Annotated in this window: 20 protein-coding genes and 2 tRNA genes; 7 read left to right on the forward strand and 15 right to left on the reverse strand. The window is 69.2% G+C overall.

Translation table 11 applies throughout. From position 1 onward, the window contains the following. The first annotated feature begins 411 nt into the window (after positions 1–411). On the forward strand, positions 412–825 hold the full coding sequence (locus tag IEZ27_RS42520; protein ID WP_189652451.1) for a hypothetical protein: 414 nt from the start codon (positions 412–414) through the stop codon (positions 823–825). 107 nt (positions 826–932) lie between these two features. After that, the gene (locus IEZ27_RS42525; protein ID WP_125636835.1) at positions 933–1,127 is read left to right on the forward strand and encodes a hypothetical protein; all 195 of its coding nucleotides are present in this window, start codon (positions 933–935) and stop codon (positions 1,125–1,127) included. On the opposite strand, the gene IEZ27_RS42530 is transcribed toward IEZ27_RS42525, so the two are convergent. From IEZ27_RS42530 to IEZ27_RS42570, 9 genes are all read right to left on the reverse strand, one after another. Further along, a complete protein-coding gene (locus IEZ27_RS42530; RefSeq protein WP_125636834.1) occupies positions 1,115–1,786 on the reverse strand; it encodes a response regulator in 672 nt (223 codons plus the stop codon). The genes IEZ27_RS42525 and IEZ27_RS42530 overlap by 13 nt on opposite strands. Further along, positions 1,783–4,296: a DUF4118 domain-containing protein gene (locus IEZ27_RS42535; protein ID WP_189652452.1), complete on the reverse strand. Its 2,514-nt coding sequence runs from the start codon at positions 4,294–4,296 to the stop codon at positions 1,783–1,785. The genes IEZ27_RS42530 and IEZ27_RS42535 overlap by 4 nt, the downstream gene beginning before the upstream one ends. 9 nt (positions 4,297–4,305) lie before the next feature. Then, positions 4,306–4,773: a group II truncated hemoglobin gene (locus IEZ27_RS42540; RefSeq protein WP_189652453.1), complete on the reverse strand. Its 468-nt coding sequence runs from the start codon at positions 4,771–4,773 to the stop codon at positions 4,306–4,308. Positions 4,774–4,902: 129 nt separating this feature from the next. Then, positions 4,903–4,979, reverse strand: a tRNA-Met gene (locus IEZ27_RS42545). Between the two features lie 134 nt (positions 4,980–5,113). Next, positions 5,114–5,190: transfer RNA gene (locus tag IEZ27_RS42550), tRNA-Met, on the reverse strand. 57 nt (positions 5,191–5,247) lie between these two features. After that, the gene (locus tag IEZ27_RS42555; RefSeq protein ID WP_189652454.1) at positions 5,248–8,214 is read right to left on the reverse strand and encodes a UPF0182 family membrane protein; all 2,967 of its coding nucleotides are present in this window, start codon (positions 8,212–8,214) and stop codon (positions 5,248–5,250) included. Between the two features lie 129 nt (positions 8,215–8,343). Beyond that, complete coding sequence (locus IEZ27_RS42560) at positions 8,344–9,390, reverse strand: YlbL family protein (protein WP_125636830.1); 1,047 nt, start codon at positions 9,388–9,390, stop codon at positions 8,344–8,346. A gap of 10 nt (positions 9,391–9,400) precedes the next feature. Beyond that, the gene (locus IEZ27_RS42565; protein WP_125636829.1) at positions 9,401–9,826 is read right to left on the reverse strand and encodes a molybdenum cofactor biosynthesis protein MoaE; all 426 of its coding nucleotides are present in this window, start codon (positions 9,824–9,826) and stop codon (positions 9,401–9,403) included. 23 nt (positions 9,827–9,849) lie between these two features. After that, positions 9,850–10,923, reverse strand: coding sequence for an NAD-dependent epimerase/dehydratase family protein (locus IEZ27_RS42570; protein ID WP_125636901.1), 1,074 nt, complete (start codon positions 10,921–10,923; stop codon positions 9,850–9,852). A gap of 130 nt (positions 10,924–11,053) precedes the next feature. Between IEZ27_RS42570 and IEZ27_RS42575 the strand changes: the two genes are divergently transcribed. The 3 genes from IEZ27_RS42575 to IEZ27_RS42585 all read left to right on the forward strand — a co-directional run bounded on the left by IEZ27_RS42575 (position 11,054) and on the right by IEZ27_RS42585 (position 13,881). Further along, positions 11,054–12,307 (forward strand): zinc-dependent metalloprotease, encoded by a 1,254-nt coding sequence (locus tag IEZ27_RS42575; RefSeq protein WP_229824831.1) that lies wholly within the window; start codon positions 11,054–11,056, stop codon positions 12,305–12,307. Next, entirely contained in the window at positions 12,304–12,864 is a 561-nt protein-coding gene (locus tag IEZ27_RS42580) for an NUDIX hydrolase (protein WP_189652456.1), read from the forward strand. The genes IEZ27_RS42575 and IEZ27_RS42580 overlap by 4 nt, the downstream gene beginning before the upstream one ends. A 117-nt stretch (positions 12,865–12,981) precedes the next feature. Continuing rightward, positions 12,982–13,881 carry an endonuclease/exonuclease/phosphatase family protein gene (locus IEZ27_RS42585; RefSeq protein WP_229824832.1) on the forward strand — a complete coding sequence of 300 codons (900 nt, stop codon included), beginning with the start codon at positions 12,982–12,984 and terminating at the stop codon, positions 13,879–13,881. Positions 13,882–13,888: 7 nt separating this feature from the next. Here the strand turns inward: IEZ27_RS42585 and IEZ27_RS42590 are convergent, their stop codons facing one another. The 3 genes from IEZ27_RS42590 to IEZ27_RS42600 form a co-directional block, all read right to left on the reverse strand. After that, positions 13,889–14,476 carry a glycosyltransferase family protein gene (locus tag IEZ27_RS42590; protein ID WP_189652458.1) on the reverse strand — a complete coding sequence of 196 codons (588 nt, stop codon included), beginning with the start codon at positions 14,474–14,476 and terminating at the stop codon, positions 13,889–13,891. Next, complete coding sequence (locus tag IEZ27_RS42595; protein ID WP_189652459.1) at positions 14,470–14,985, reverse strand: M48 metallopeptidase family protein; 516 nt, start codon at positions 14,983–14,985, stop codon at positions 14,470–14,472. The genes IEZ27_RS42590 and IEZ27_RS42595 overlap by 7 nt, the downstream gene beginning before the upstream one ends. A 67-nt stretch (positions 14,986–15,052) precedes the next feature. After that, positions 15,053–15,835, reverse strand: coding sequence for an enoyl-CoA hydratase/isomerase family protein (locus IEZ27_RS42600; RefSeq protein ID WP_189652460.1), 783 nt, complete (start codon positions 15,833–15,835; stop codon positions 15,053–15,055). A 141-nt stretch (positions 15,836–15,976) separates the two neighbouring features. Between IEZ27_RS42600 and IEZ27_RS42605 the strand changes: the two genes are divergently transcribed. Then, positions 15,977–17,296: a ThiF family adenylyltransferase gene (locus IEZ27_RS42605; protein WP_189652461.1), complete on the forward strand. Its 1,320-nt coding sequence runs from the start codon at positions 15,977–15,979 to the stop codon at positions 17,294–17,296. A gap of 57 nt (positions 17,297–17,353) precedes the next feature. Beyond that, the gene (locus IEZ27_RS42610; protein WP_446686184.1) at positions 17,354–18,694 is read left to right on the forward strand and encodes an ABC1 kinase family protein; all 1,341 of its coding nucleotides are present in this window, start codon (positions 17,354–17,356) and stop codon (positions 18,692–18,694) included. A 118-nt stretch (positions 18,695–18,812) separates the two neighbouring features. Here the strand turns inward: IEZ27_RS42610 and IEZ27_RS42615 are convergent, their stop codons facing one another. The 3 genes from IEZ27_RS42615 to IEZ27_RS42625 form a co-directional block, all read right to left on the reverse strand. Then, positions 18,813–19,229: a VOC family protein gene (locus IEZ27_RS42615; RefSeq protein WP_189652462.1), complete on the reverse strand. Its 417-nt coding sequence runs from the start codon at positions 19,227–19,229 to the stop codon at positions 18,813–18,815. Between the two features lie 20 nt (positions 19,230–19,249). After that, the gene (locus IEZ27_RS42620) at positions 19,250–19,693 is read right to left on the reverse strand and encodes a helix-turn-helix transcriptional regulator (protein ID WP_229824833.1); all 444 of its coding nucleotides are present in this window, start codon (positions 19,691–19,693) and stop codon (positions 19,250–19,252) included. A 775-nt stretch (positions 19,694–20,468) separates the two neighbouring features. Continuing rightward, positions 20,469–20,738 (reverse strand): WhiB family transcriptional regulator, encoded by a 270-nt coding sequence (locus IEZ27_RS42625; protein WP_125636897.1) that lies wholly within the window; start codon positions 20,736–20,738, stop codon positions 20,469–20,471. Between the last annotated feature and the right edge of the window lie 199 nt (positions 20,739–20,937).

Here is a 20,937-nt window from a genome sequence, read left to right on the forward strand (position 1 = left end):
TCGTTGTGTCTTAATTCTTTCAGCCGTTCAAGTCTCTGTCAAATTGACCGGACTTGCTCGACCTGCTGGAATTAAGTCGCGCCCCGCTTCCGGGACAACCCCTCTAACTTACCAGTTCGTTCAGACAGCTTTGTACCGTCCGGGATGAACCAAAAGTAGTGGGATTTGCCGGGTTCTCCGGAGGCTCTTTCGAACCTCTCGGCCGCCCTGCGCGAAGCAACTCTAGCAGTCTCCCGCACCCACTTCGCGCCACACAGGTAATCGTGAGGTCCTCCCCTGGCCACAAGATCTTCAAACCCTGGCCATGTCCCCCTGTACGACACCCGCAGTCAAGCCGTCAGCAAGTCATCCGCAATCGTGCCTCGGTACGAAGGTAGCCACGAGCAGACTGCGCTCTCGGAGGTGTCCGCCATGACCCGCTCGGAGTTCGACGACATCCGTGCCTTCCTCGCCGATCCGGCGACCCATGCGGGAGACCTCCTGCGAGTCGCCCGGACGCTGACCGACGACCTCGAACACGCACGCATACGCGAGGCCGTCCTGCGTACCCATTACCTGCGGTTGCTCACCGCGGCGCGGGCGACGGTGGCGGCGGACATGGCAGGCGCGGCCGACCCGCTCGCGTTCGTCACGCACGAACTGGCCGAGCGCGGCCAGTTGCCCGAGGACGCGGAGGCCGTGCAGCGCATCCTGTCCGACGCCCGTACGGCTGAGGCGCTGCACGCCTGCCTTCAGGAGGAGCAGCAGCAACCGCAGCCGGTCGTGCGGATGCGCGGCATGCGCCTGCGGCGGTGCGTCGGCGCGCACCGGACACTCCCCCGCTGATCCTCCCCCCGCCCTCCGGCTGATGGGGGGCAGGTGTGTCGAGGGTTCGACCTGATGACGACTGTGGCCATACCCGGCCTTGGGCACCCGGCTGTAAGACTGCGCGTATGTGGCAACGGGGGCTGAACTGGTCGGCAATCATCCTGGTCGGGATATTTGGTCTGATGTGGATCGGTGTTGTGATCTATGCGGACCAGACGTCTTCGATGTGGGTGCGCGTCGCTCAGGTGCTCTTCGGGGTCCTGCTGTTCGGGTGGGCCGTGTTGAAGGCGATCGTCATGGTCCGGGATCAGGAGGGCTGAAACCGGTACCCCATGCCGGGTTCGGTCAGCAGGTGCACCGGGTGGGCCGGGTCGCGTTCGAGCTTGCGGCGCAGTTGGGCCATGTACTGGCGCAGGTAGTGGGTCTCCTTGAGGTAGCTGACCCCCCACACCTCGGTCAGCAACTGCCGCTGGCTGATCAGTTTGCCGGGATTGCGAAGCAGGATCTCCAGGAAGTGCCATTCCGTCGGCGTCAGCCGTACCCCGCCTGAGATCGTCTTGCCCGCGAGGTCGATCACGTGGTCGCCCAGCCGCACCGTCGCGGGCTCCTCCTCGTGCTGGTTCGTGCGGCGGGTCACCGCGCGGATGCGGGCCAGCAGCTCGTCGATGCCGAACGGCTTGGTGACGTAGTCGTCGGCGCCGGCGTCGAGCGCGTCCACCTTGTCCATGCTGTCGGTACGCCCCGACAACACGATGATCGGCACCTTCGTCCAACCCCGCAGTCCCTGGATGACCTCCACACCGTCGAGATCGGGCAGGCCCAGGTCGAGGACGACCAGGTCGGGATGCCAGTCGGCGGCCTGGCGCAACGCCGAGGCGCCGTCGGGGGCGACCGCGACCTCGTAGTGCCTGGCCGCCAGGTTGATGCGCAGGGCACGCAGGATCTGGGGCTCATCGTCGACGACGAGCACGCGGGTCACGGGGCCCTCCTCAGCGAGACGGTCATGGTGAGCCCTCCTCCGGGCGTGTCCTCAAGGAGCAGCGTGCCGCCCATCGCCTCGGTGAGACCGCGCGAGAGCGCGAGGCCGAGGCCCACGCCGGTGTGGTTGTCGCGGTCGCCGAGCCGTTGGAAGGGCAGGAACACCCTTTCATGTGCCTCCGGGGGGATTCCTGGGCCCCTGTCCACGATGCGCATCTCGACGTGTTCGCCGTGCCAGCTCGCGGTGACGAGCACCGGCTCGCCGTCGGGGCTGTAGCGGACGGCGTTCGTCATCAGGTTGACCAGGACGCGTTCGAGCAGCGCCGGGTCGGCCTGGAACTCCGGGAGGTCGGCGGGGAGGTCGCCCTCGACGCGGTCGCGCAGTGGGCCGAGGTCGTCGATCGCGCGGGGCAGCACGTCCTCCACGGCGACGGGCCGCAGGGTGACGCCCAGGACGCCGGCCTGGAGGCGGCTCATGTCGAGCAGGTTCGAGACCAGGCGGTTCAGTTTGATCAGGGACTCGTCGGCGGTGGCCAGCAGTTCGGCGCGGTCGTCGGCCGACCAGGCGATGTCGGTGTTGCGCAGGCTCTCCACGGAGGCCATGGCCGAGGCCAGGGGGGTGCGCAGGTCGTGGCCGACGGCGGCGAGCAGCGCGGTGCGCATGCGGTCGGCCTCGGCGAGGGGTTCGGCGCGCTCGGCCGCCTCGCGCAGGCGTTCCTGGCGCAGGGCGACGGCGGCCTCCGCGGCGAACGCCTCCAGAACGCGCCGGTCGCTGGCGTCGAGCACCCGGCCGCGGGTCGCGAGCACGAGCCGGTCGTCGATGGCGACGACGTCGCTGCCGCCATCGGTTGCGCCGGGGCTGGTGATCGGCGGGCCGCCGGACGTGGCGACGATTCGCCACTCACCGGACGGGTCCTCGCGTTCGAGCAGGGTCACGGCGGTCAGCCCGAACGTCTCGCGCAACCGTCCGAGCAGCGAGGCCAGCGCCGACTCCCCGCGCAGTACGTGCCCCGCCAGCGTGGAGAGCACCTCGGCGTCGGCCCTTGAGCGAACCGCCTCCCTGCTGCGCCGGGCGGCGAGGTCCACGACCGTGCTGACCATGGCCGCGACCAGGACGAAGATCGCCAGCGCCAGCACGTTCTCCGGCTCGGAGATGGTCAGGGTGTGGACCGGCGGTGTGAAGAACCAGTTGAGCAGGCCGAACGCCAGCACCGCCGCCGTGAGCGCCGGCCACATCCCGCCCGCCAGCGCGACGCCGACGACCAGCAGCAGGAAGAGCAGGATCTCGCTGGGCAGGCTCAGGTTCAGCGGCGCGATCACGGCGGTGAGCGACGGCATGGCGAGCAGGGTCAGCGCCCAGCCGGACAACCTTCGCGTACGGGTCAGCGCGCCTCCGGACTGCGGCCGGCCGGAGCCTTTCCTGGTGGCCTCGTGCGTGACCATGTGCACGTCGATCGAGCCGGACAGCGCCGTCGTCGTCATGCCCACGCCGCGGCCGAACAGCGGCGCGAGCCGTCCGCGCCGGGAGGCGCCGAGGACGAGCTGGGAGGCATTCACGCCGTGGGCGAACTCGATCAGCGAGCGCGGGATGTCGTCGCCGACGACCTGGTGGTAGGTGCCGCCGAGGTCCTCGACGAGCTTGCGCTGGCGTACCAGGTTGGCGGGGTCGCCCGAGGTGGACAGGCCGTCGGCGCGGGTGACGTGCACGGCGAGGAGGTCGGCGCCCTTGGTCCTGGCGGCGATGCGGGCTGCGCGGCGTACGAGGGTGTCGCCCTCCGGGCCGCCGGTCAGGGCGACGACCACGCGCTCGCGGGCCTCCCAGGTACGCGCGATGTCGTGGTCGGCCCGGTACGCGGTGAGTTGCCGATCCACCCTGTCCGCCACCCAGAGCAGGGCGAGCTCCCGCAGAGCGGACAGGTTGCCGACGCGGAAGTAGTTGGCGAGGGCGGCGTCGACGCGTTCGGGCGGGTAGACGTTGCCGTGGGCGAGGCGGCGGCGCAGGGCCTCGGGTGACATATCGACGAGTTCGAGCCGGTCGGAGCGCCGTACGAAGTCGTCGGGCACGGTCTCGCGCTGCGGCAGGCCGGTGATCTGCTCGACCACGTCGCGCAGGGACTCCAGGTGCTGGATGTTGAGCGTGGAGACGACGTCGATGCCGGCGTCGAGGATGTCCTGGACGTCCTGCCAGCGTTTGGCGTGGCGGGAGCCGGGTGCGTTGGTGTGGGCCAGCTCGTCGATCAGCACGGTCTTGGGGTGGCGGGCGATGATCGCGTCGGCGTCGGGTTCGGTGAAGGTGGCGCCGCGGTGGACGAGAGTGCGTCCCGGCACGACCTCCAGGCCGTCGAGCAGGCGGGCGACCTGGTCGCGGCCGTGGGTCTCGACGTGCCCCACGACCACGTCACGGCCGCGCTCCTTGGCCCGGCGCGCCTCGCCGAGCATGGCGTACGTCTTGCCGACGCCAGGCGCGGCGCCCAGGTACACCCGCAGCCGTCCGCGCGACGTGCTTCCCATTCCTCCAGGTTACGGCTGGTATGGCGGGGCGACTCCCCAACCCCAGTGGGGGACGGGGGCCTCCGGCGGCGGAGTGGCGCCGGGCTGGGAGTTGTGCACGGCCAGGCGGGTGCCCCACTCGATGTAGCCGGCGAACGCGGCCCTGAACTCGGGGTCGTCGGGCAGGCCGACCTCGTCGGCGGCGTCCATGAGGAGGTTCACCCAGCGGCGGCGCTGCGGCTCGCTGATCGCCCTGCCGAGGTGGTGGGCGAGCATGTGGGAATATCCGCCGCGTTCGTGGGTGTAGCGGTCAGGGCCGCCGAAGACCTCGCTGAGCCACATCGCCACGTATTTCGGATGGTCGGGGTCCATGTGGGCGAACAACGGCCCGATCAGGTCGTCCTTGACGACGGTCCGGTAGAACGTCGTGGTGAGTCGTTCGAACGCCTCGGTGCCGCCCGCCCACTCATAGAGGGTCGGAACGTCTTTGTCGGTCATGTAATCATGTAATCAGCACTGACGGCGTACGACAAGGTCGGAGTCCGGCACTTGGGATGGTCTTCTCCGGGAACAACTCCGGAAACGACGAAGTCCCTGGTCGCTGTAGAGCGACCAGGGACTTTGGATTGGTAGCGGGGACAGGATTTGAACCTGCGACCTCTGGGTTATGAGCCCAGCGAGCTACCGAACTGCTCCACCCCGCGTCGGTGTGTCGTTATTAACTATACCGTCTCTCCGGAGTGCTCCGACCCGGCCGGGGATTTCGCGGCGGGCCGGCCAGAGATCCCGGTTCCGGAAAAGCAACGAGGCCCTGGCCGTTGGCCAGGACCTCGGATATTGGTAGCGGGGGCAGGATTTGAACCTGCGACCTCTGGGTTATGAGCCCAGCGAGCTACCGAACTGCTCCACCCCGCGTCGCTGTCTTGCTTCTAAAGACTATCGGCGACGGGCGGTGGGCGCAAACTGAATGGGCTACGTCGTGCCTCCCGGTTGCGAACCCGATGGTGTCGGGGTCGGCGTGGCCGTGGCCGGCGGCGAGGCGGACGGTGAGGCCGACGGGGAGGCCGACGGGGAGGCCGACGGGGAGGCCGAAGGCGACGGGGTCGCGGTCGGCTTCACGTTGGCGCTCTCGATCTGCTTGAGCGCCTCCTCCAGCCGCTTCTGCGCCTTGCCGTACTCGTCCCAGTTCGGGGGGCTGGCCTGGAGGGCCTTCTGGGCGTCCTCGTAGGCCTTCTTGGCGTCGGAGATGGCGGTGTTCAGCGCCGAGGTGTTGGCCTGGTTGGGCGTGGTCTGCTCGGGCTGGGTGTTCGGCTGTTGCTGCTCGCCGCCGAAGACCTGTTCCAGCGCCTGGTCGAGCGTGTCGCCCGAGCCGACCTTGTTGCCGAACGCCACCAGCACCCGCCGCAGGATCGGGTAGGGCTCCTGGCCGGTGCCGGCCTTGGTCTGCACGTAGACGGGCTCGATGTAGATCAGACCGCTCGCGTACGGCAGGGTCAGCAGGTTGCCGTACCTGACGTTGGCCTGGCCGAGGCCGAGGGGGCCCAGCTCACCCGAGAACTTGTTCTGGAAGTTGTTCTGGGCCTGACCGGGGCCGGGGACCGTGGTGTTGGACGGCATGCGCAGGATGCGCAGCTTGCCGTAGTCCTTGCCCACCGTGGAGCCCGCCGCCATGAACGCCGCCAGGTTGGGGCCCTCACGGGGGACGAACGTCGTGGTCAGCGAGAACGACGGCTCGGACTCGTCGGGCATCGTCGCCGTCAGGTAGTACGGCGGCTGCTTGACCGACTGGTTGCCCTGCGAGGGGTCGCTGGGGATGTTCCAGAAGTCCTGGGCGCTGTAGAAGGCGGCCGCGTTGGTGACGTGGTAGCGCGACAACATGTAGCGCTGCACCTTGAACAGGTCTTCCGGGTAGCGGATGTGCGCCTGGAGGTCGGGGCTCATCTCCGCGGCGGGCTTGATCGTGCCGGGGAAGGCGTTGGACCACGTCTTCAGCACCGGGTCGTTGCCGTCCCAGGCGTAGAGCGTGACCGTGCCGTCGTAGGCGTCGACCGTGGCCTTGACGGAGTTGCGGATGTAGTTGATCTCGTCCTGCGGCTGCTGGGCGACCACACGGCGGTCGGTGGCCAGGTCGCGGGTCATGTCCCCGAGGCTCTCGCTCTGCGAGTACGGGTAGGCGTTGGAGGTCGTGTACCCGTCGATGATCCAGGTGATGCGGCCGTCGACGATCGCCGGATAGGGGTTGCCGTCGAGGGTCAGGAACGGCGCGACCTTCTCCACCCGCTCCCGCGGGTTGCGCACGTAGAGGATCTTGGAGTTCTCGTTGACGTCGCCCGACAGCAGGATGTTCATCTCGCCGTACTTGGCGGCGTAGACCAGCCGGTTGAGGGCCGAGCCGATCGGCACGCCGCCCTTGCCGGTGTAGGTCGTGTTCTGCTGGCCGGTCTGGCCGCCGGAGACCGGGTAGTCGAGCTCCTGCGGGGTCTTCGGGTTGCCGCCGGCGATGACGTACTCGCTGGAGCCGGGGTTCTCGCCGAAGTAGACGCGCGGCTCCTTGAGGCCGGTGCTGGCCGCGAGGTCGCCGGTGACCGGCATGTCCTTGCTGTCGTAGGCGGGCAGGCCGCCCGCGTCAACCTCGTTGCCCGGCGCGGCGACGAAGCCGTAGCCGTGGGTGTAGACCAGCGCGCGGTTGATCCAGTTGTTCTGGGGCGCGGGCGGGCCGAGCAGCTCGCGGACGCCCACCACGTGGTCGACCAGCTTGCCGTCCTTGCCGGGATAGCGGTCGACGTCGAGCTGGTCGGGGAAGCCGTAGAAGCCACGGATGCGCTGCGTCTGCTCGAACGTGGACGACACCAGCGCCGGGTCGAGCAGGCGTACGCCGGTCACCGACTCGTCGCCGCCGGCGCTGACCTTGGTGGGGTCGGCCTGGGCGTTGTAGTCGATCACTTCGGCGTTCTGCACGTCGTAGGCTGATCGGGTGGATTGGATGTTCCGGTCGATGTAGAGGGCTTCCTTGCCCTGCTGGTTGGGCTTGACCTGGAACTGCTCGACCAGCGCCGGGTAGACGCCGCCGATCAGGATGGCCGAGAGCACGAGCAGGCCGAACGAGACGCCGGGCAGCATGCCGCCGGGGCGTACGACTCCGGCGAAGAACAGCGCGGCGCAGATGAGCGCGATGATCGCGAGGATGTTCTTGGCCGGGAGCACGGCGTTGATGTCGGTGTAGGACGCGCCGTGCACGTAGCCGCGGTCGGAGAAGACCAGACCGAACCGGTCGATGTAGTAGGCGACGGCCTTGAGCAGGACGAACACGCCCAGCAGCACGGAAAGGTGGATCCGCGCGGCTCTGGAGGCGTGCACGCCCGGCGACTGGAGCCGGAATCCGCCGTAGAGGTAGTGGGTGATCGTGGCCAGGACGATCGAGATGATCACGGCGGTGAACAGGAAGTTCAGCACCATCCTGATGAACGGGTAGTCGAACATGAAGAACGAGATGTCGATGCCGAACTGCTCGTCCTTCTTGCCGAAGGCCGCCCCGTTGACGAACTCCAGCCACGTCTTCCACTGCCCGGCGAGCGAGGAGCCGGAGAAGAGCGCGATCAGACCCATGCCGACGATGAAGATCAGCTTGCGGTGGGGGTCGAGCGCCATGCGATAGCGGTCTGCTCCACTGCCGCCGCCGAACACGGCGGGGCCGAACATCGGCCGGGTGCGGAAGGCCAGCAGCATGTTGCCGCCCACGATGCCGACCATGAGCACCGCTCCGACGAGGAACAGCACGATCTCGGTCAGCAGCACCCCGGAGAAGACCGACGTGTAGTTGGTCGCGTCAAACCACAGATAGTCGGTATAAATCCCAGAAAAGAGGAAAAACAGGGCCACAATCGCGACCAGCGCGATGGCCACAGGCAGAAGCAGCCGCGGCCGGCGTGGCAGGCGCATCGCCCTGCCGGCTCCTGGGGTCCGGAAGCTCAAGGCCAACCCCTCGTCGTGATGAAGAAACGGTCCGTGTCTGGCAACTTACACCGCAGCGCCAGCCGTACGGCTAACGCACGGCGCCCGCCGGAAGTTTCATCCGGCCTCACAAGCGGGCACAATGCCCTTTCCGGTGCGCAGCGCGTCGAGCGCGAGCACCGCGTCGTGCAACGTGTCGGCCTTGACCAGCCGCAGGCCCTCGGGCACGGCTTTCATGGCCTCCGCGCAGTTGTCGGCGGGGGTGAGGAAGACGGTCGCGCCCGAGTCGCGGGCCCCCACCATCTTCTGGGCGATGCCGCCGATGGGCCCCACCTGGCCCTCGGTGTCGATGGTGCCGGTGCCGGCGATGCGCTTGCCGCCGGTGATCTCGCCCGGGGTCAGCTTGTCGAGTATGCCGAGCGAGAACATCAGCCCGGCGCTCGGCCCGCCGACGTCGCCCACGTTGATCGTGACGTCGAAGGGGAACTTGAACTTCTCCTGCATGAGCACGCCGACGAGGGGTTTGCCGTCCTTGCTGGCGATCGGCTGCAGGGAGACGTCGAGCTTCTGGCTGCCCCTGGTCACGTTGAAGGTCACGGTCTCGCCCGGCTTGTGGGCCTTGACCGTGTCGCCGACGAACTGGGAGTCGGTGGCCGGCTTGCCGTCGACCGAGTTGATCTGGTCGCCCTTCTGCAGCTTGCCGTCGGCGGGCTTGCCCTGTTCGGTGGACAGGACCGTGACGACCCGCTCATAGGGGATCTTCAGCTCGTTGAGCGCGGCCGCCTTCGCGGAGTCCTGGGAGTTGGTCATCTCGACCGCGTTCTCCTCGTCGACCTTCTTCGCGTCGCGGCCGGGCGGGAAGATGGTCTCCTGCGGGACCACCGCGACGGTCGGGTCGATCCAGCCGCGCAACGCGGTCAGCAGGTCGATCTGGGCGGCCGGGCCGCCCTGGTAGGCCACCGTGACCAGGCTCAGCGCGCCGCTGGTGGGATAGGTCTGCCTGCCGCTGATCGAGATCACCGGCTTCTTGTCGATGTCGCCGATGGTGTTCTCGGTCGGGCCGGGGCTCAGCACGACGTACGGGACCGGCCTGAACGCGCCCACGACGCCCAGCGCGAGCACGAAGAAGCCCGCGAGCAGCAGGGTGAGGACGCGTCGTGACATGGTAGTGAGCTTATTCGCAGGCGCCGACCCACTCGGTCGCGCCATCGGCGAACACCTGGTGTTTCCAGATGGGGACCTGAGCCTTGAGGTCGTCGATCAGCCTGCGCGAGGCCCTGAACGCCTCGTCGCGGTGGGGCGAGGCCACGGCGACGATCACTGCCGTGTCGCCGAGCCCGAGGTCGCCGACCCGGTGGACGGCGGCCATCGCGGTGACCGGGAAGTCGGCCGCGACCTTCTCGGCCACGCGGCGCAGCTCGTCGGCCGCCGACGGGTGGGCGGAGTAGGAGAGCCGGGTCACAGGTTTGCCGTGGTCCTGTTCGCGCACCGTGCCGATGAAGATCGCGGTGCCGCCCGCCGCGTGGTCTCCCACCGCGGCCAGAACCTCGTCCACGGAAAGCGGGGTGTCACGAATGCCAAGCAACCGGATGACGTCCACGGAAAGAGCCTAACCTCACGTTCCTACTGACGACGCTTTTTGCGTACCTGACGGACGATCGCCGCGGTGCCGATGACGGCGACGGTGGCGCCGGCCGCGGTGAGCGTCGCCTCCTTGACCGGCAGCCGCCGGCCGACCACGGTGGTCCGGTTCTCGCGCAGTTCGAGCAGCTGCTGGAAGGCCGCCTCGTTGGTCCACGCGGGCTTCCAGCCTGCCTCGCGCAGCGTCGAGCAGTCGACGACCCACGGGTAGACGACGTAGTGCAGGTCGGTGGCGGGCGCGGGGGTGATGCCGAGCCGGTGGAGACGCTGCGCGGTGCCGAACGTGAGCCCGGCGGGCAGCTCGAACCGGCGGATGCCGGACAGCTCCTCGACCTGCTCCTGCTCCAGCCAGCCGTCGGAGCCCACGGCCACCACTCCGCTGACGGCGCCCTTGGCGGCCAGCTCCAGCGCCGAGATCAGGTCGTCGAGGTGGCAGAACTGCCAATGAGGGCTGCAGCCCTTGACCGTGAGCAGCCTCGGCGACTCGAAGTGCCGGGTGATGACCGTGTCGACGCCCGGCCCGACGACCGCCGCCGGGCGCAGCACCGTGACCTCCAGGCCCGGGTGGCTGCGCAGGGACCTGCGGACCAGCGACTCGATCTCCAGGTAGTCGCCCACGACGCCGGTGTCGGGCTCGGCGGCGACCGGGGAGTCCTCCGGGAGCGGCACCTCGTTGTCGGGCGCGGCGCCGTACACCATGGCGCTGGTGACCAGGATCACCCGCCGCACGCGGGCGGCGGCGCAGGCGGTGAGCACCGTCTGCGCGGCTCTGAGGTTGTACGCGCGCCGCTCCCCCGGGTCGGAGTCGACGGCGTAGTCACCGGCCAGATGGACCAGGACGTCGATGTCGGAGATCCGGTTCGCCAAGAGCGGATCCCGTACGTCGAGCACTCTCCACGTGGCTTCCCGAACGTCGCCGCGCTCCTCGTCGATGGCCACCACTCTGCGGAAATCCGCGGTGGATGCGAGCCTCACGAGCAACTCGCGGCCGATGCCGGAGGCGGCGCCGGTCACGGCGACGACGGGTTGGCGCGGGCGTTTCGAGGTAGGCACCAGGTCCTCACTTTGCACTGATCCGCCGTAGGACGACTAACGTGGCGGATGTGGACTCCTCCATCCTGCACGAGGTAGAGCGGTGACTGACCTGCCAGGTCGCGAAAACGACCCTAACGAGAACCCGTTCGCCATGTTCGGCAACCCTGAGCAGATGGCTCAGGCGATGCGCCAGTTCGCCGACATGTTGTCGGCGCCCCAGGGTTCAGGCCCTGTCAACTGGGACATGGCCAAGAACATCGCACGACACGCCGTGGTCGCCCAAGGCGATCCGAGCGTCATGGAAGGCGAGCGCCGCCAGATCGTCGAGGCGCTGAGCCTGGCCGACCTGTGGCTGAACGAGGCGACGACGCTGCCGAGCGGCGTGTCCAACCCGCAAGCCTGGAGCCGGTCCGAGTGGATCGAGAACACGGTCCCGGTTTGGCGGAAGCTTTGCGAACCGATCGCCGAACGCATGGTCGAGACCATGGGCGGCGCGCTGGGCGGCTCCGGGCTGCCTCCCGAGGCCCAGCAGATGGCCGGGCCGCTGATGGGCATGCTCAAGCAAATGGGCGGCATGATGGTCGGCCAGCAGATCGGCCAGGCGCTCGGCTCGCTGGCCCGCGAGGTGATCGGCACGACCGACATCGGCCTGCCGCTGTCCGACACCGCCGCGCTGCTGCCGGGGGGCATCGCCTCCTTCAGCGAGGGCCTGGAGATCCCCTCCGACGAGATCAGGCTCTACCTGGCGCTGCGCGAGGCCGCACACCACAGGCTGTTCCAGCACGTCCCGTGGCTGCGCTCGCACCTGCTCGGGGCCGTCGAGGAATACGCCAGGGGCATCACCGTGGACACCTCCGCGCTGGAGGAGCAGATCCGCGGCCTCGACATCAACAACCCCGAGGCGATCCAGGAGGCGTTCAGCGGCGGCGCGCTGCTGAAGCCCGAGGAGACCGAGCGGCAGAAGGCCGCCCTGGCCCGCCTGGAGACGATGCTCGCCCTGGTCGAGGGGTGGGTCGCCACCGTGGTCGACCGGGCCGCCGACGGCAAGCTGCCCTCGGCCGTCGCCCTGGCCGAGACCGTACGCAGGCGGCGGGCGACCGGCGGGCCGGCGGAGCTGACGTTCGGCACGCTGGTCGGGCTGGAGCTGCGGCCCCGGCGGCTGCGCGAGGCCGCGGCGTTGTGGCGCGCGCTGGAGAGCGAGCGCGGGGTCGACGGGCGCGACGCCCTGTGGGGCCACCCCGACCTCATGCCGACCGCCGAGGACCTCGACGACCCCGACGCGTTCGTACGCGGCGAGGCGGCCTGGGACATCTCCCACTTCGAGGCCGGGCCCGACAAGACGAACGGCGACACGGACGGCGACCAGGACGGGGACCAGAGCGGCGACCAGGACGGCGGCCGGTGACCCTGCACGACGACGCGGTGGCGGTGCTGTCCTCGTGGACCGCGCCGACTCCCGAGGAGGAGGCGTTGCGCGTCGAGTTCCTCGGGCACCTGCGGGCGTACGACGACGCCATGTGGCGCGCGTGCGCGCCCGGCCACCTGACGGCGACCACGGCGGTGCTCAGCCACGACGGCACTCAGGTGCTGCTCACGCTGCATCCGAAGGCCGGGCAATGGCTGCCCATGGGCGGCCATTGCGAGGACTTCGACGATTCGCTGGAGGCGGTGGCGCTGCGCGAGGCCACCGAGGAGTCCGGGATAGCCGGACTTGAGCTGCTGCCCGGGCCGCTGGCCGTGGACAAGCACGAGGTCTGGTGCCATCCGCCGCGCAGCTGGCACCTCGACGTCGAGTACGCCGCCGTGGCCCCTCCCGGCGCCGAGGCCGTGATGAGCGACGAGTCGCTCGACCTGCGCTGGTTCCCGGTCGACGAGATCCCGGAGTTGTCCGACGAGGCCACGCGCCGGCTGGCCGCACGCGGACGCGCCGCGCTCGGCTCGCGCTCACGTTCGCTGGGCTAGAGTCCTTCGCAACGTTCCAAGGGGGGCCTCGTGGAGACTTCTGCCGTTGGCGGCACGATTGTGACGCCTGGCCGCAAGCCGCGAAAGTTGCCCGGAAACGTCCTGACTTGGCTGGCTGTGACACCCTTCGCGGCCTGGGCCGTGGCCAGGGTGGCCGGGCTGGAACGAGGTTCGCTGCCCACGCAGATCATGACGGCGACGCCGTACGCGGCGGCCGGGTCGCTGGTCCCCCTCCTGATCGCCGCGGTCGGACGCAAGAAGGCCGCCACGGCCGTCGCGCTGCTCACCACGGCCGCGCTCGGGTTCAGCGTCCTGCCCCGCGCGCTGGGCACGGCCGAGGCCACGACCGGCCGGCCGTTCAAGGTCATGACCATCAACATGTTGTTCGGCCGGGCCGACCCACAGGTGATCGTGGACCTGGTCCGCGAGTTCCGGCCCGACGTGCTGAGCACGCAGGAGCTGACCCCGAGCGCCGTGGCCGAGATGGACGCGGCCGGCCTGAAGGAGCTCATGCCCCACCGCATGCTCGAGGACGAATGGGACGCGGGCGGAAGCGGGCTCTACTCCAGGCATCCGCTCCAGCCGCTCTGGGACCTGGTCCCCCCGGTGGGGCACAAGATGCCCGCCGCCATGGTATCGCTGCCCGGCGGCAAGCCGATCGAGTTCGTGGACGTCCACCCCTACCCGCCGCTCGGCTCCGCCGTGGTCAACTGGAACGAGGCGCTGTCCGCGCTGCCCTCCGCCGACCGGGAGACCGTCCGGATCCTCGCCGGCGACTTCAACGCCTCGCTCGACCACGCCTCGCTGCGCAGGCTGCTGTCACGGGGGTACAAGGACGCCGCCGACCAGGTGGGCGCGGGGCTGATCCCCACGTGGCCGGCCAACAAGCGGGTGCCGCCGATCATCACCATCGACCACGTGCTGGTGGACGAGCGGGTGGGGGTCAGGGAGGTCAGCGTGCGCGACGTGCCGGGCACCGATCACCGGGCCGTGCTGGCCGAGCTCACCGTCCCCTGAACGGCGTTCAGCGGGCGGCGATCAGGGCGCGGGTGTTGTCCCAGCCTTCGAGACCGGGGTCGAGGCGTTCGACGTCGCCGAACGTGCGCAGGCGGTGCCAGCCGGGGGTGGTGGCGACCCGGCGCGGGCCCGGGGCCTGGGCGCGGAGCGTGGCGACGACGTCGGGATCATCAAGGTCGGGATCGGCCCAGCCCGGGAGCGGGAGGGAACAGGCCAGCGCCACCGCTCCCCCGCCCTCTGCCGGGCAGACCGTGATCTCGGCCCGGCCCAGCTCCCTGAACAGCTTGCCGACCAGCAGCGGAGGCAGATCGGGCGCGTCGGCGCCGATCACCGCGGCCTGGTCGCCGGGCAGACGGCCGAGCACGGCTCGCAGCGGCTCGCCGGGCTCGATCGTGATGATCTCCGTGCCGGGCCAGACGATCTCTTCCAGGCCGGGTACGGACGTGATCAGCACGGGGGTGACGAGTTCCAAGCCGGCGACCAACTCGTAGGTGTCCTCGGCCACCGCTTCCAGGAACTCCCGCGGGTCGACGCCGGGGGGCGCGGCCTGGGCCATGTGGTCGTGTACCAGGACGGCGACGATGCGCGTCAACATTCCTCCGGTGCCGTGTGGGCCGCCGCGGAGAATCCTTCGAGGAACCCGCGCGCCCGCTCCGCCTTCGGATACTGTTCTACCAGCGCCCAGAACCTGGCCCCGTGGCTCGGCACGATCAGATGTACGAGCTCGTGGATGATGACGTAGTTGATGACCCACTCGGGCAGGCCCTTGAGCCGGGTCGAGATCCTGATCGTGCCGTTCTCAGGGGTGCAGGAGCCCCAGCGGTGCTGCTGGTTGTCGACCCATCGCACGCTCACCGGATCGGGCTCGCCGTCGAGGTACCTCGCCGCCAGTTCCCTCGCCCGTTCGAGCAGGGCTTCGTCGGTCGGCCTTCTCCGTTGTTCCTTGGCGGCCAGCCGGTCGAGCATCCGGCTCACCCATTCATCCGCGTCTTCGCCGCTCAGCCAGGCTGGCAGGAGCACGATCGTCTTGTCGCCGTCGCGGTAGGCGGAGACCGTACGCCGGCGACGAGAACTGCGACGGACCTCGACTGTCTCGGGGGGCACATATGCACGTTAGCCGAGACTGACGAAATTCCACAGAGGGTGGACGTTGTTTCTGCTGGTCAGATGATTAAGAGCCGGTGAATTTGGGCATGCGCCTTTCCCGATGCGCGGCCAGGCCCTCCAGCAGGTCGGACGATGCCATGGTCACGGGCTGGGCCAAGGATTCCCACCTCAGGGCGGCTTCCAGGTCTTGATGCTCTTGGTTCAGGGCAACCTTTGTGAGTCTTGTGGCAACTGGACCCATCTGAGCGATCTTCTGAACGATGGCCGAAACCTCTGGGATGAGGTCATTGTTGGGGAAAGATTGATTTACCAAGCCTTTATCTGCCGCTTCCGTTCCGGTCAGCATGCGACCTGTCAGGAGCATCTCGCGGGCCAGTGACGTGCCGGCTCTTCTGGGCAGCAGGTAGGTGGCCGCCATGCCGGGGTGAAGGCCGAGCCGGGTGAAGGGGGCCAGCAGTTTGGCGTCGTGGGCGGCGTACACGAGGTCGCAGGCCAGCGCCACGCAGAGCCCGGCGCCGACCGCGGGGCCGTTGACGGCGGCGACAGTGGGCACCTCCAGTTCGGCGATCATGAGCCAGGTGCGGTAGAAGGCGAGCATGCGGTCGCGCAGCGGCGGCACGGCCTCGGCACCCCGCTCGCCGATCCACGACAGGTCTCCGCCGGAGGAGAACGCGCTGCCCGCGCCGGTGACGACCACGCAGCGGAGGTCACGGTCGGCGGCCAGGGCGGTCATGGTCTCGCGCCACTCGGCCGTCATGGCGTCGGTCATGGCGTTGCGGAGTTCGGGGCGGTTGAGGGTGAGGACGACGACTCCGTCGTCATTGCGGTCGACCAAGAGCTCGCTCATGCGGCGAAGCGTAACGCCCTCGATGCCTTCCACGGCGGGCTCACGGGGTTGTCCACAGGGTGGCGCACCTCGGCCGGGCGTTGTCCACAGGCGGGGCGGAACGGGCTCGGGATCTTGGTCGGACGTGCGAACCTTCCGGCCATGAGGCCACGTCTGAAGCCAGCCCTCCGGCGAATCCTCCGCGACGAGCACACCCTGCAGTACGGCGTGCACCCCCTCCGGGCGGTCACGCTGACCGGCCTGACCAGATCGGTGCGCCAGTGGATCGAGGGGCTCGACGGCACCCGCGATCTGCGCCGCGTGCTGCGTGACGCGGCGGCCGCCGGTCTCGACGAGCCCTGCGCCCAAGCCCTGCTCGACTACCTCACCACTCGCGGCGCGCTCCACGACGCGGGTCCGTTCCCTGAGCCGTTGCGCGAGCTCTCCCTCGCCGAGAGAGATCGGCTGAAGCCCGACCTCGACGCGCTCGACCTCGCCTCCAACACCCCCGAGGGCGGCGTCGAGCTGCTGCGACGCCGGCGGGAGGCGAAGGTCCGCGTCTACGGGGCCGGTCGCGTCGGCGCCCAGATCGTCGCCCTGCTCGCGGCCGGCGGGGTCGGCGACATCCGGGTGGTCGATCCGGGGCCGGTCCGGCCGGGCGACCTCACTCCGGGCGGCCTGACGTGGGCCGAGCTGGGTCTGTCCCGGGAGGAGGGTGCGGCGGCCGTGGCCAGACGAGTCACCTCACCGCCTCCGAAGAACGCCCCCGTTCCACCTGCACGAACCCGTCGCTCTCCGACCCGCACCCCGCCCCCGCAGAACGCCCGCGCCACCACCGCCCCCTCCGGCGGCACCGGCGCGCGGCCGGTGCGATCGAACGGCTCCTCGCCGCCTGCCGCCGCCGTCCGTGTCCCTCCGGTCGGTCCTGAGCCGCGATCGAGTCGTGAGGAAGAAGGGCCGGAGGTCGTCCCCTCCTCGAACGTCCTGGCCGGGGCTCCTCATCTGGGGGACGGGACCGCGCGCCCCGACCTCGCGATCCTGGCGCCGGTCGGGCCGCTGGACAACGTGCTGGTCAACGAGCTGGCCGACTTCGGCATCCCGCATCTGCTGGTGTCGGCGTTCGAGGGTCACGGGTCCGTCGGCCCGCTGGTGCTTCCGGGGGAGACGGCGTGCCTCCACTGCCTCGACCTGACACGCCGGGATCACGACCCGACCTGGCCCATGGTCACCGCCAGGCTCGGCGGCTATCCCCCCGGCGAGATCGCCTGCGACACGACCCTCGCCACGCTCGTCGCGGCCGAGGCGACCGGCCATGCGCTTGCTCATCTGGAAGGCCGTACGCCCTCTGTGACGAACGGCACATTGGACGTAATGCCTGATTGGTGCTGGAAAACACGCTCGTGGAGCAGCCATCCGCAATGTCGTTGTATGCGAAACAATCCATATTCGCTAACAATGGTCATGTCACCTACCAGCGACTGACGTGCTCAGGGGACGACCATGAAGGGGGGAAGCGGCATCTCGGAAGAGGTTCCGCGCATGAGTGTGAGCGATCTTCCGCGGCGGGCAGTCACCCGTTCTGCCAAGTTGGCCACCCTCCCGCTCGGGTTCGCCGGGCGGGCCGCCCTCGGGCTGGGCAAGCGCATCGGCGGCAAGTCCGCCGAGATCGTGGCCCAGGAGGTTCAGCAGCGTACCGCCGAGCAGATCTTCAAGGTGCTCGGCGAGCTCAAGGGCGGGGCGATGAAGCTCGGGCAGGCACTGTCGATCTTCGAGGCGGCGCTCCCGCCGGAGATCGTCGGCCCCTACCGCGCGACGTTGACCAAGCTGCAGGACGCCGCGCCTCCGCTGCCGGTCGCCACCGTTCACAAGGTGCTCACCGAGCAGCTAGGGGACGACTGGCGCAAACACTTCCTCTCGTTCGACGACCGGCCCACGGCCGCCGCCTCGATCGGCCAGGTGCACAAGGCCGTCTGGCACGACGGGCGCGAGGTGGCCGTCAAGATCCAGTATCCGGGGGCGGGCAAGGCGCTGCTCGGCGACTTCACCCAGCTGGCCCGGCTGGGCAAGATGTTCGGGGCGCTGCTGCCCGGCCTCGACATGAAGTCGCTGCTGGCCGAGCTGCGCGAACGGATCGCCGAGGAGCTCGACTACCTGCGCGAGGCGGAGGCACAACACGCGTTCGCGCTGGAGTTCAACGGCGATCCCGACTTCCACGTCCCCGACGTGGTGGCGGCCAACGAGATGGTGCTGGTCAGCGAGTGGATGGACGGCACTCCGCTGTCGCGTGTCATCACCGAGGGCACCAAGGAGGAACGCGACCACGCGGGGCTGCTGTTCGTCCGGTTCCTGTTCAGCTCGCCCGCCCGGGTCGGCATGTTGCACGCCGACCCGCATCCGGGCAACTTCCGTGTCCTGGCCAACGGCAAGCTCGGGGTGCTCGACTTCGGCGCGGTCAACCGGCTGCCCGGCGGCTACCCGAAGGTCTTCGGGCAGCTCACGCGCATCTTCAACCAGGGCGACATGGACACCGTGATGACCGGTCTCCGCGAAGAGGGTTTCATCCGCCAGGACTTCGACATCGACCCCGACGCCCTGCGAGCCTTCCTCGCCCCGTACGTGGAGCCGACGGCCGTGGAGGAGTTCACCTTCAGCCGCGAGTGGTTGCAGGCCCAGGCCGCCAGCGTCACCGATCTCCGTCCGACGAACGTGGTCCGCCAGCTCAACCTGCCGCCGTCGTACGTGCTCATCCACCGGGTGCACGCGGCGGGCGTCGGCGTCCTGTGCCAATTGGGCACGACGGCTCGTTTCCGTGACGAGGTGATCCGCTGGGTACCGGGCTTCTACGACGACCCGAACGACGAGGCTCTCGCGATCAGGTGATCGGGGATCGGGTGATGGCTTGAAGGGTGGGGCGCGGCTTCGGGCTGCTGACCGCTTGTCCTGGTTCGTGCCATCCGCCCAGTAGGGGGAGGTGTCCGGTGGGGCATCGCCTCGCTGGTCAGGGGCGCTGTTCCTGGATGCGGATCAGATTGCCTGCGGGGTCGCGGAAGGCGCAGTCGCGGACTCCGTACGGTTGGTCCATCGGCTCCTGGACTATCTCGGCGCCGCTGGCCTTCAGTCGTTCGAAGGTGGCGTCGAGGTCCGTGGTGGCGAGGTTCACGCCGGCGAAGGTGCCCTTGGCCATCATCTCGGTGATGGTACGGCGTTCGTCGTCGGTGATGCCGTAGCCGTTGGCGACCGGCGGCTGCAGGACGATGGAGGTGTCCGGCTGGCCGGCGGGGCCCACCGTGAGCCAGCGCATTCCCTTGTATCCGACGTCGTTGCGTACCTCGAAGCCGAGGGCGTCACGGTAGAAGGCCAGGGAGGCTTCCGGATCGGTGTGCGGGAGGAAGCTGGAGTGGATGGTGATGTCCATGGAAGTCACGCTAATTGGGGCTAGGTAAGCGCGGTCTCTCGGTTCCTGATGGGTCTGGTCACCTGTTTCGCCACGCACGACGGCATGCCGGCGGTCGCGCTCGCCGCCCGCTGGCGGTAGACGCTCGGTGGCACGCCGACCAGCTCGGTGAAGCGGGTGCTGAAGCTGCCCAGCGAGGAGCAGCCGACCGCGAAGCAGACTTCGGTGACGCTCATGTCGCCGCGGCGCAGGAGTGTCATGGCGCGTTCGATGCGGCGGGTCATCAGGTAGCCGTACGGGGCCTCGCCGTAGGCCCGGCGGAATTCGCGGCTGAGGTGGCCGGCTGACATGTTCACGCCGCGGGCCAGGGCTTCCACGTCCAGTGGTTGTGCGTAGTCACGGTCGATGCGGTCGCGTACGCGGCGCAGCAGGGCGAGGTCACGCAGGTGCTGCGCTTCGGCGGGTCTGCTGGTCACATGCGCCATCGTACGTCGCCCGGGTGCCGCCCGGCACCGCCGACCACCTGGCTTCCGCAGCGTACGCGGATCGATGCCCCTGCTCCCCGCAGCTCTCTGTACGACGGGACCGCCCGCCGCGGCGCGCCCTTCTCCGCACAGCAGGCGTCACCGCAGCACAGGCGGCAGCACAACGGGCACCGGCGACACGAGCGGCGGACGTATGGCACGCGGGCCAGGGCCTGGGCGACGTGTGCGGTGGGAGGCCGGCTCGCGGTTGGGGCGGCGCCTCGCTCGTGGAGGCAGGCCGGGAGGGTGCCTCGTAGGGGGGATGGCCCAGGAAGGCGCCTCGCAAGGAGGGGCGGGGCTCCTCGCCTGTGAGGGCGCGCCGGGAGGGTGTCTCGCAAGGGAGACGCGGCCCGGGCCGGGGGCCTCGTCCGTGAGGGCGGGGCGGGAGATCGCGGCGGGTTGCCGGGGAAAAGGGAAAAGCCGGGCGCTGGGTGCGCCCGGCTCTTTCTGTCAGGTGGGGATCGGGAGATCCTGCGCCGGCGGCAGGACCTCCCGGGTCACACCTGCCGGCTCAGCGCCTTTCGCAAGCGGTCGTTGGCCCGCTTGACCTCGCGTCGCGCCCGCTGTACGCGGCTGATGCGCAAGATGAGACGCTGCTCCTCCGCCTCGCGGTGGAGAGTTTGTATTCGGTCGTTTACCAAGTCATGAAAAAGATACGGCACGGCCAGGCTCCTGGTGGAATGAGTGCTCATGGGTATTTCGGTTCTCTCTCGCTCGTAGGGTCGGACGATGGTGGTCAGGCAGCGACCGGGTGCTTGCGGGGACGCCCGCGCGGACGCTTGCGGGGAACAACCGTTCCCCTGAGGATCAGTTCGCCGCCCCAGACGCCCCACGGCTCCTCGCGCTCAAGCGCGCGGGCCAGGCAGGCCTGCTGGATCGGGCAGCCGCCGCAGAGAGCCTTGGCGAACTCGACGTCCTCGGGTGACTCTGCGAACCACAGGTCAGGGTCGGTACGACAGGGGATCTTGGCTTCGTCGATCAGGTCCATGATCGTCTTCGCCCCCATCTGCTTCTCCTTTTGATCGATCTTTTTGATCTTGGTCTGGCACCTCGGAGGGGATCGGGGACCGCGGACAAAACAAAGAGGCCGCGGATCCTGTGTGCGGATCCGCGGCCTGGGGGCTGCTATGTGCCGGTCAGGTTATGACCGGAGCATCCCTCCAGGGTTGCGGACCGCACAGTCCACCCTTGGTGAGCTGGTTGGT

The sequence above is a fragment of the Nonomuraea spiralis genome (assembly GCF_014648435.1).
GTDB classification, from domain to species: domain Bacteria; phylum Actinomycetota; class Actinomycetes; order Streptosporangiales; family Streptosporangiaceae; genus Nonomuraea; species Nonomuraea spiralis.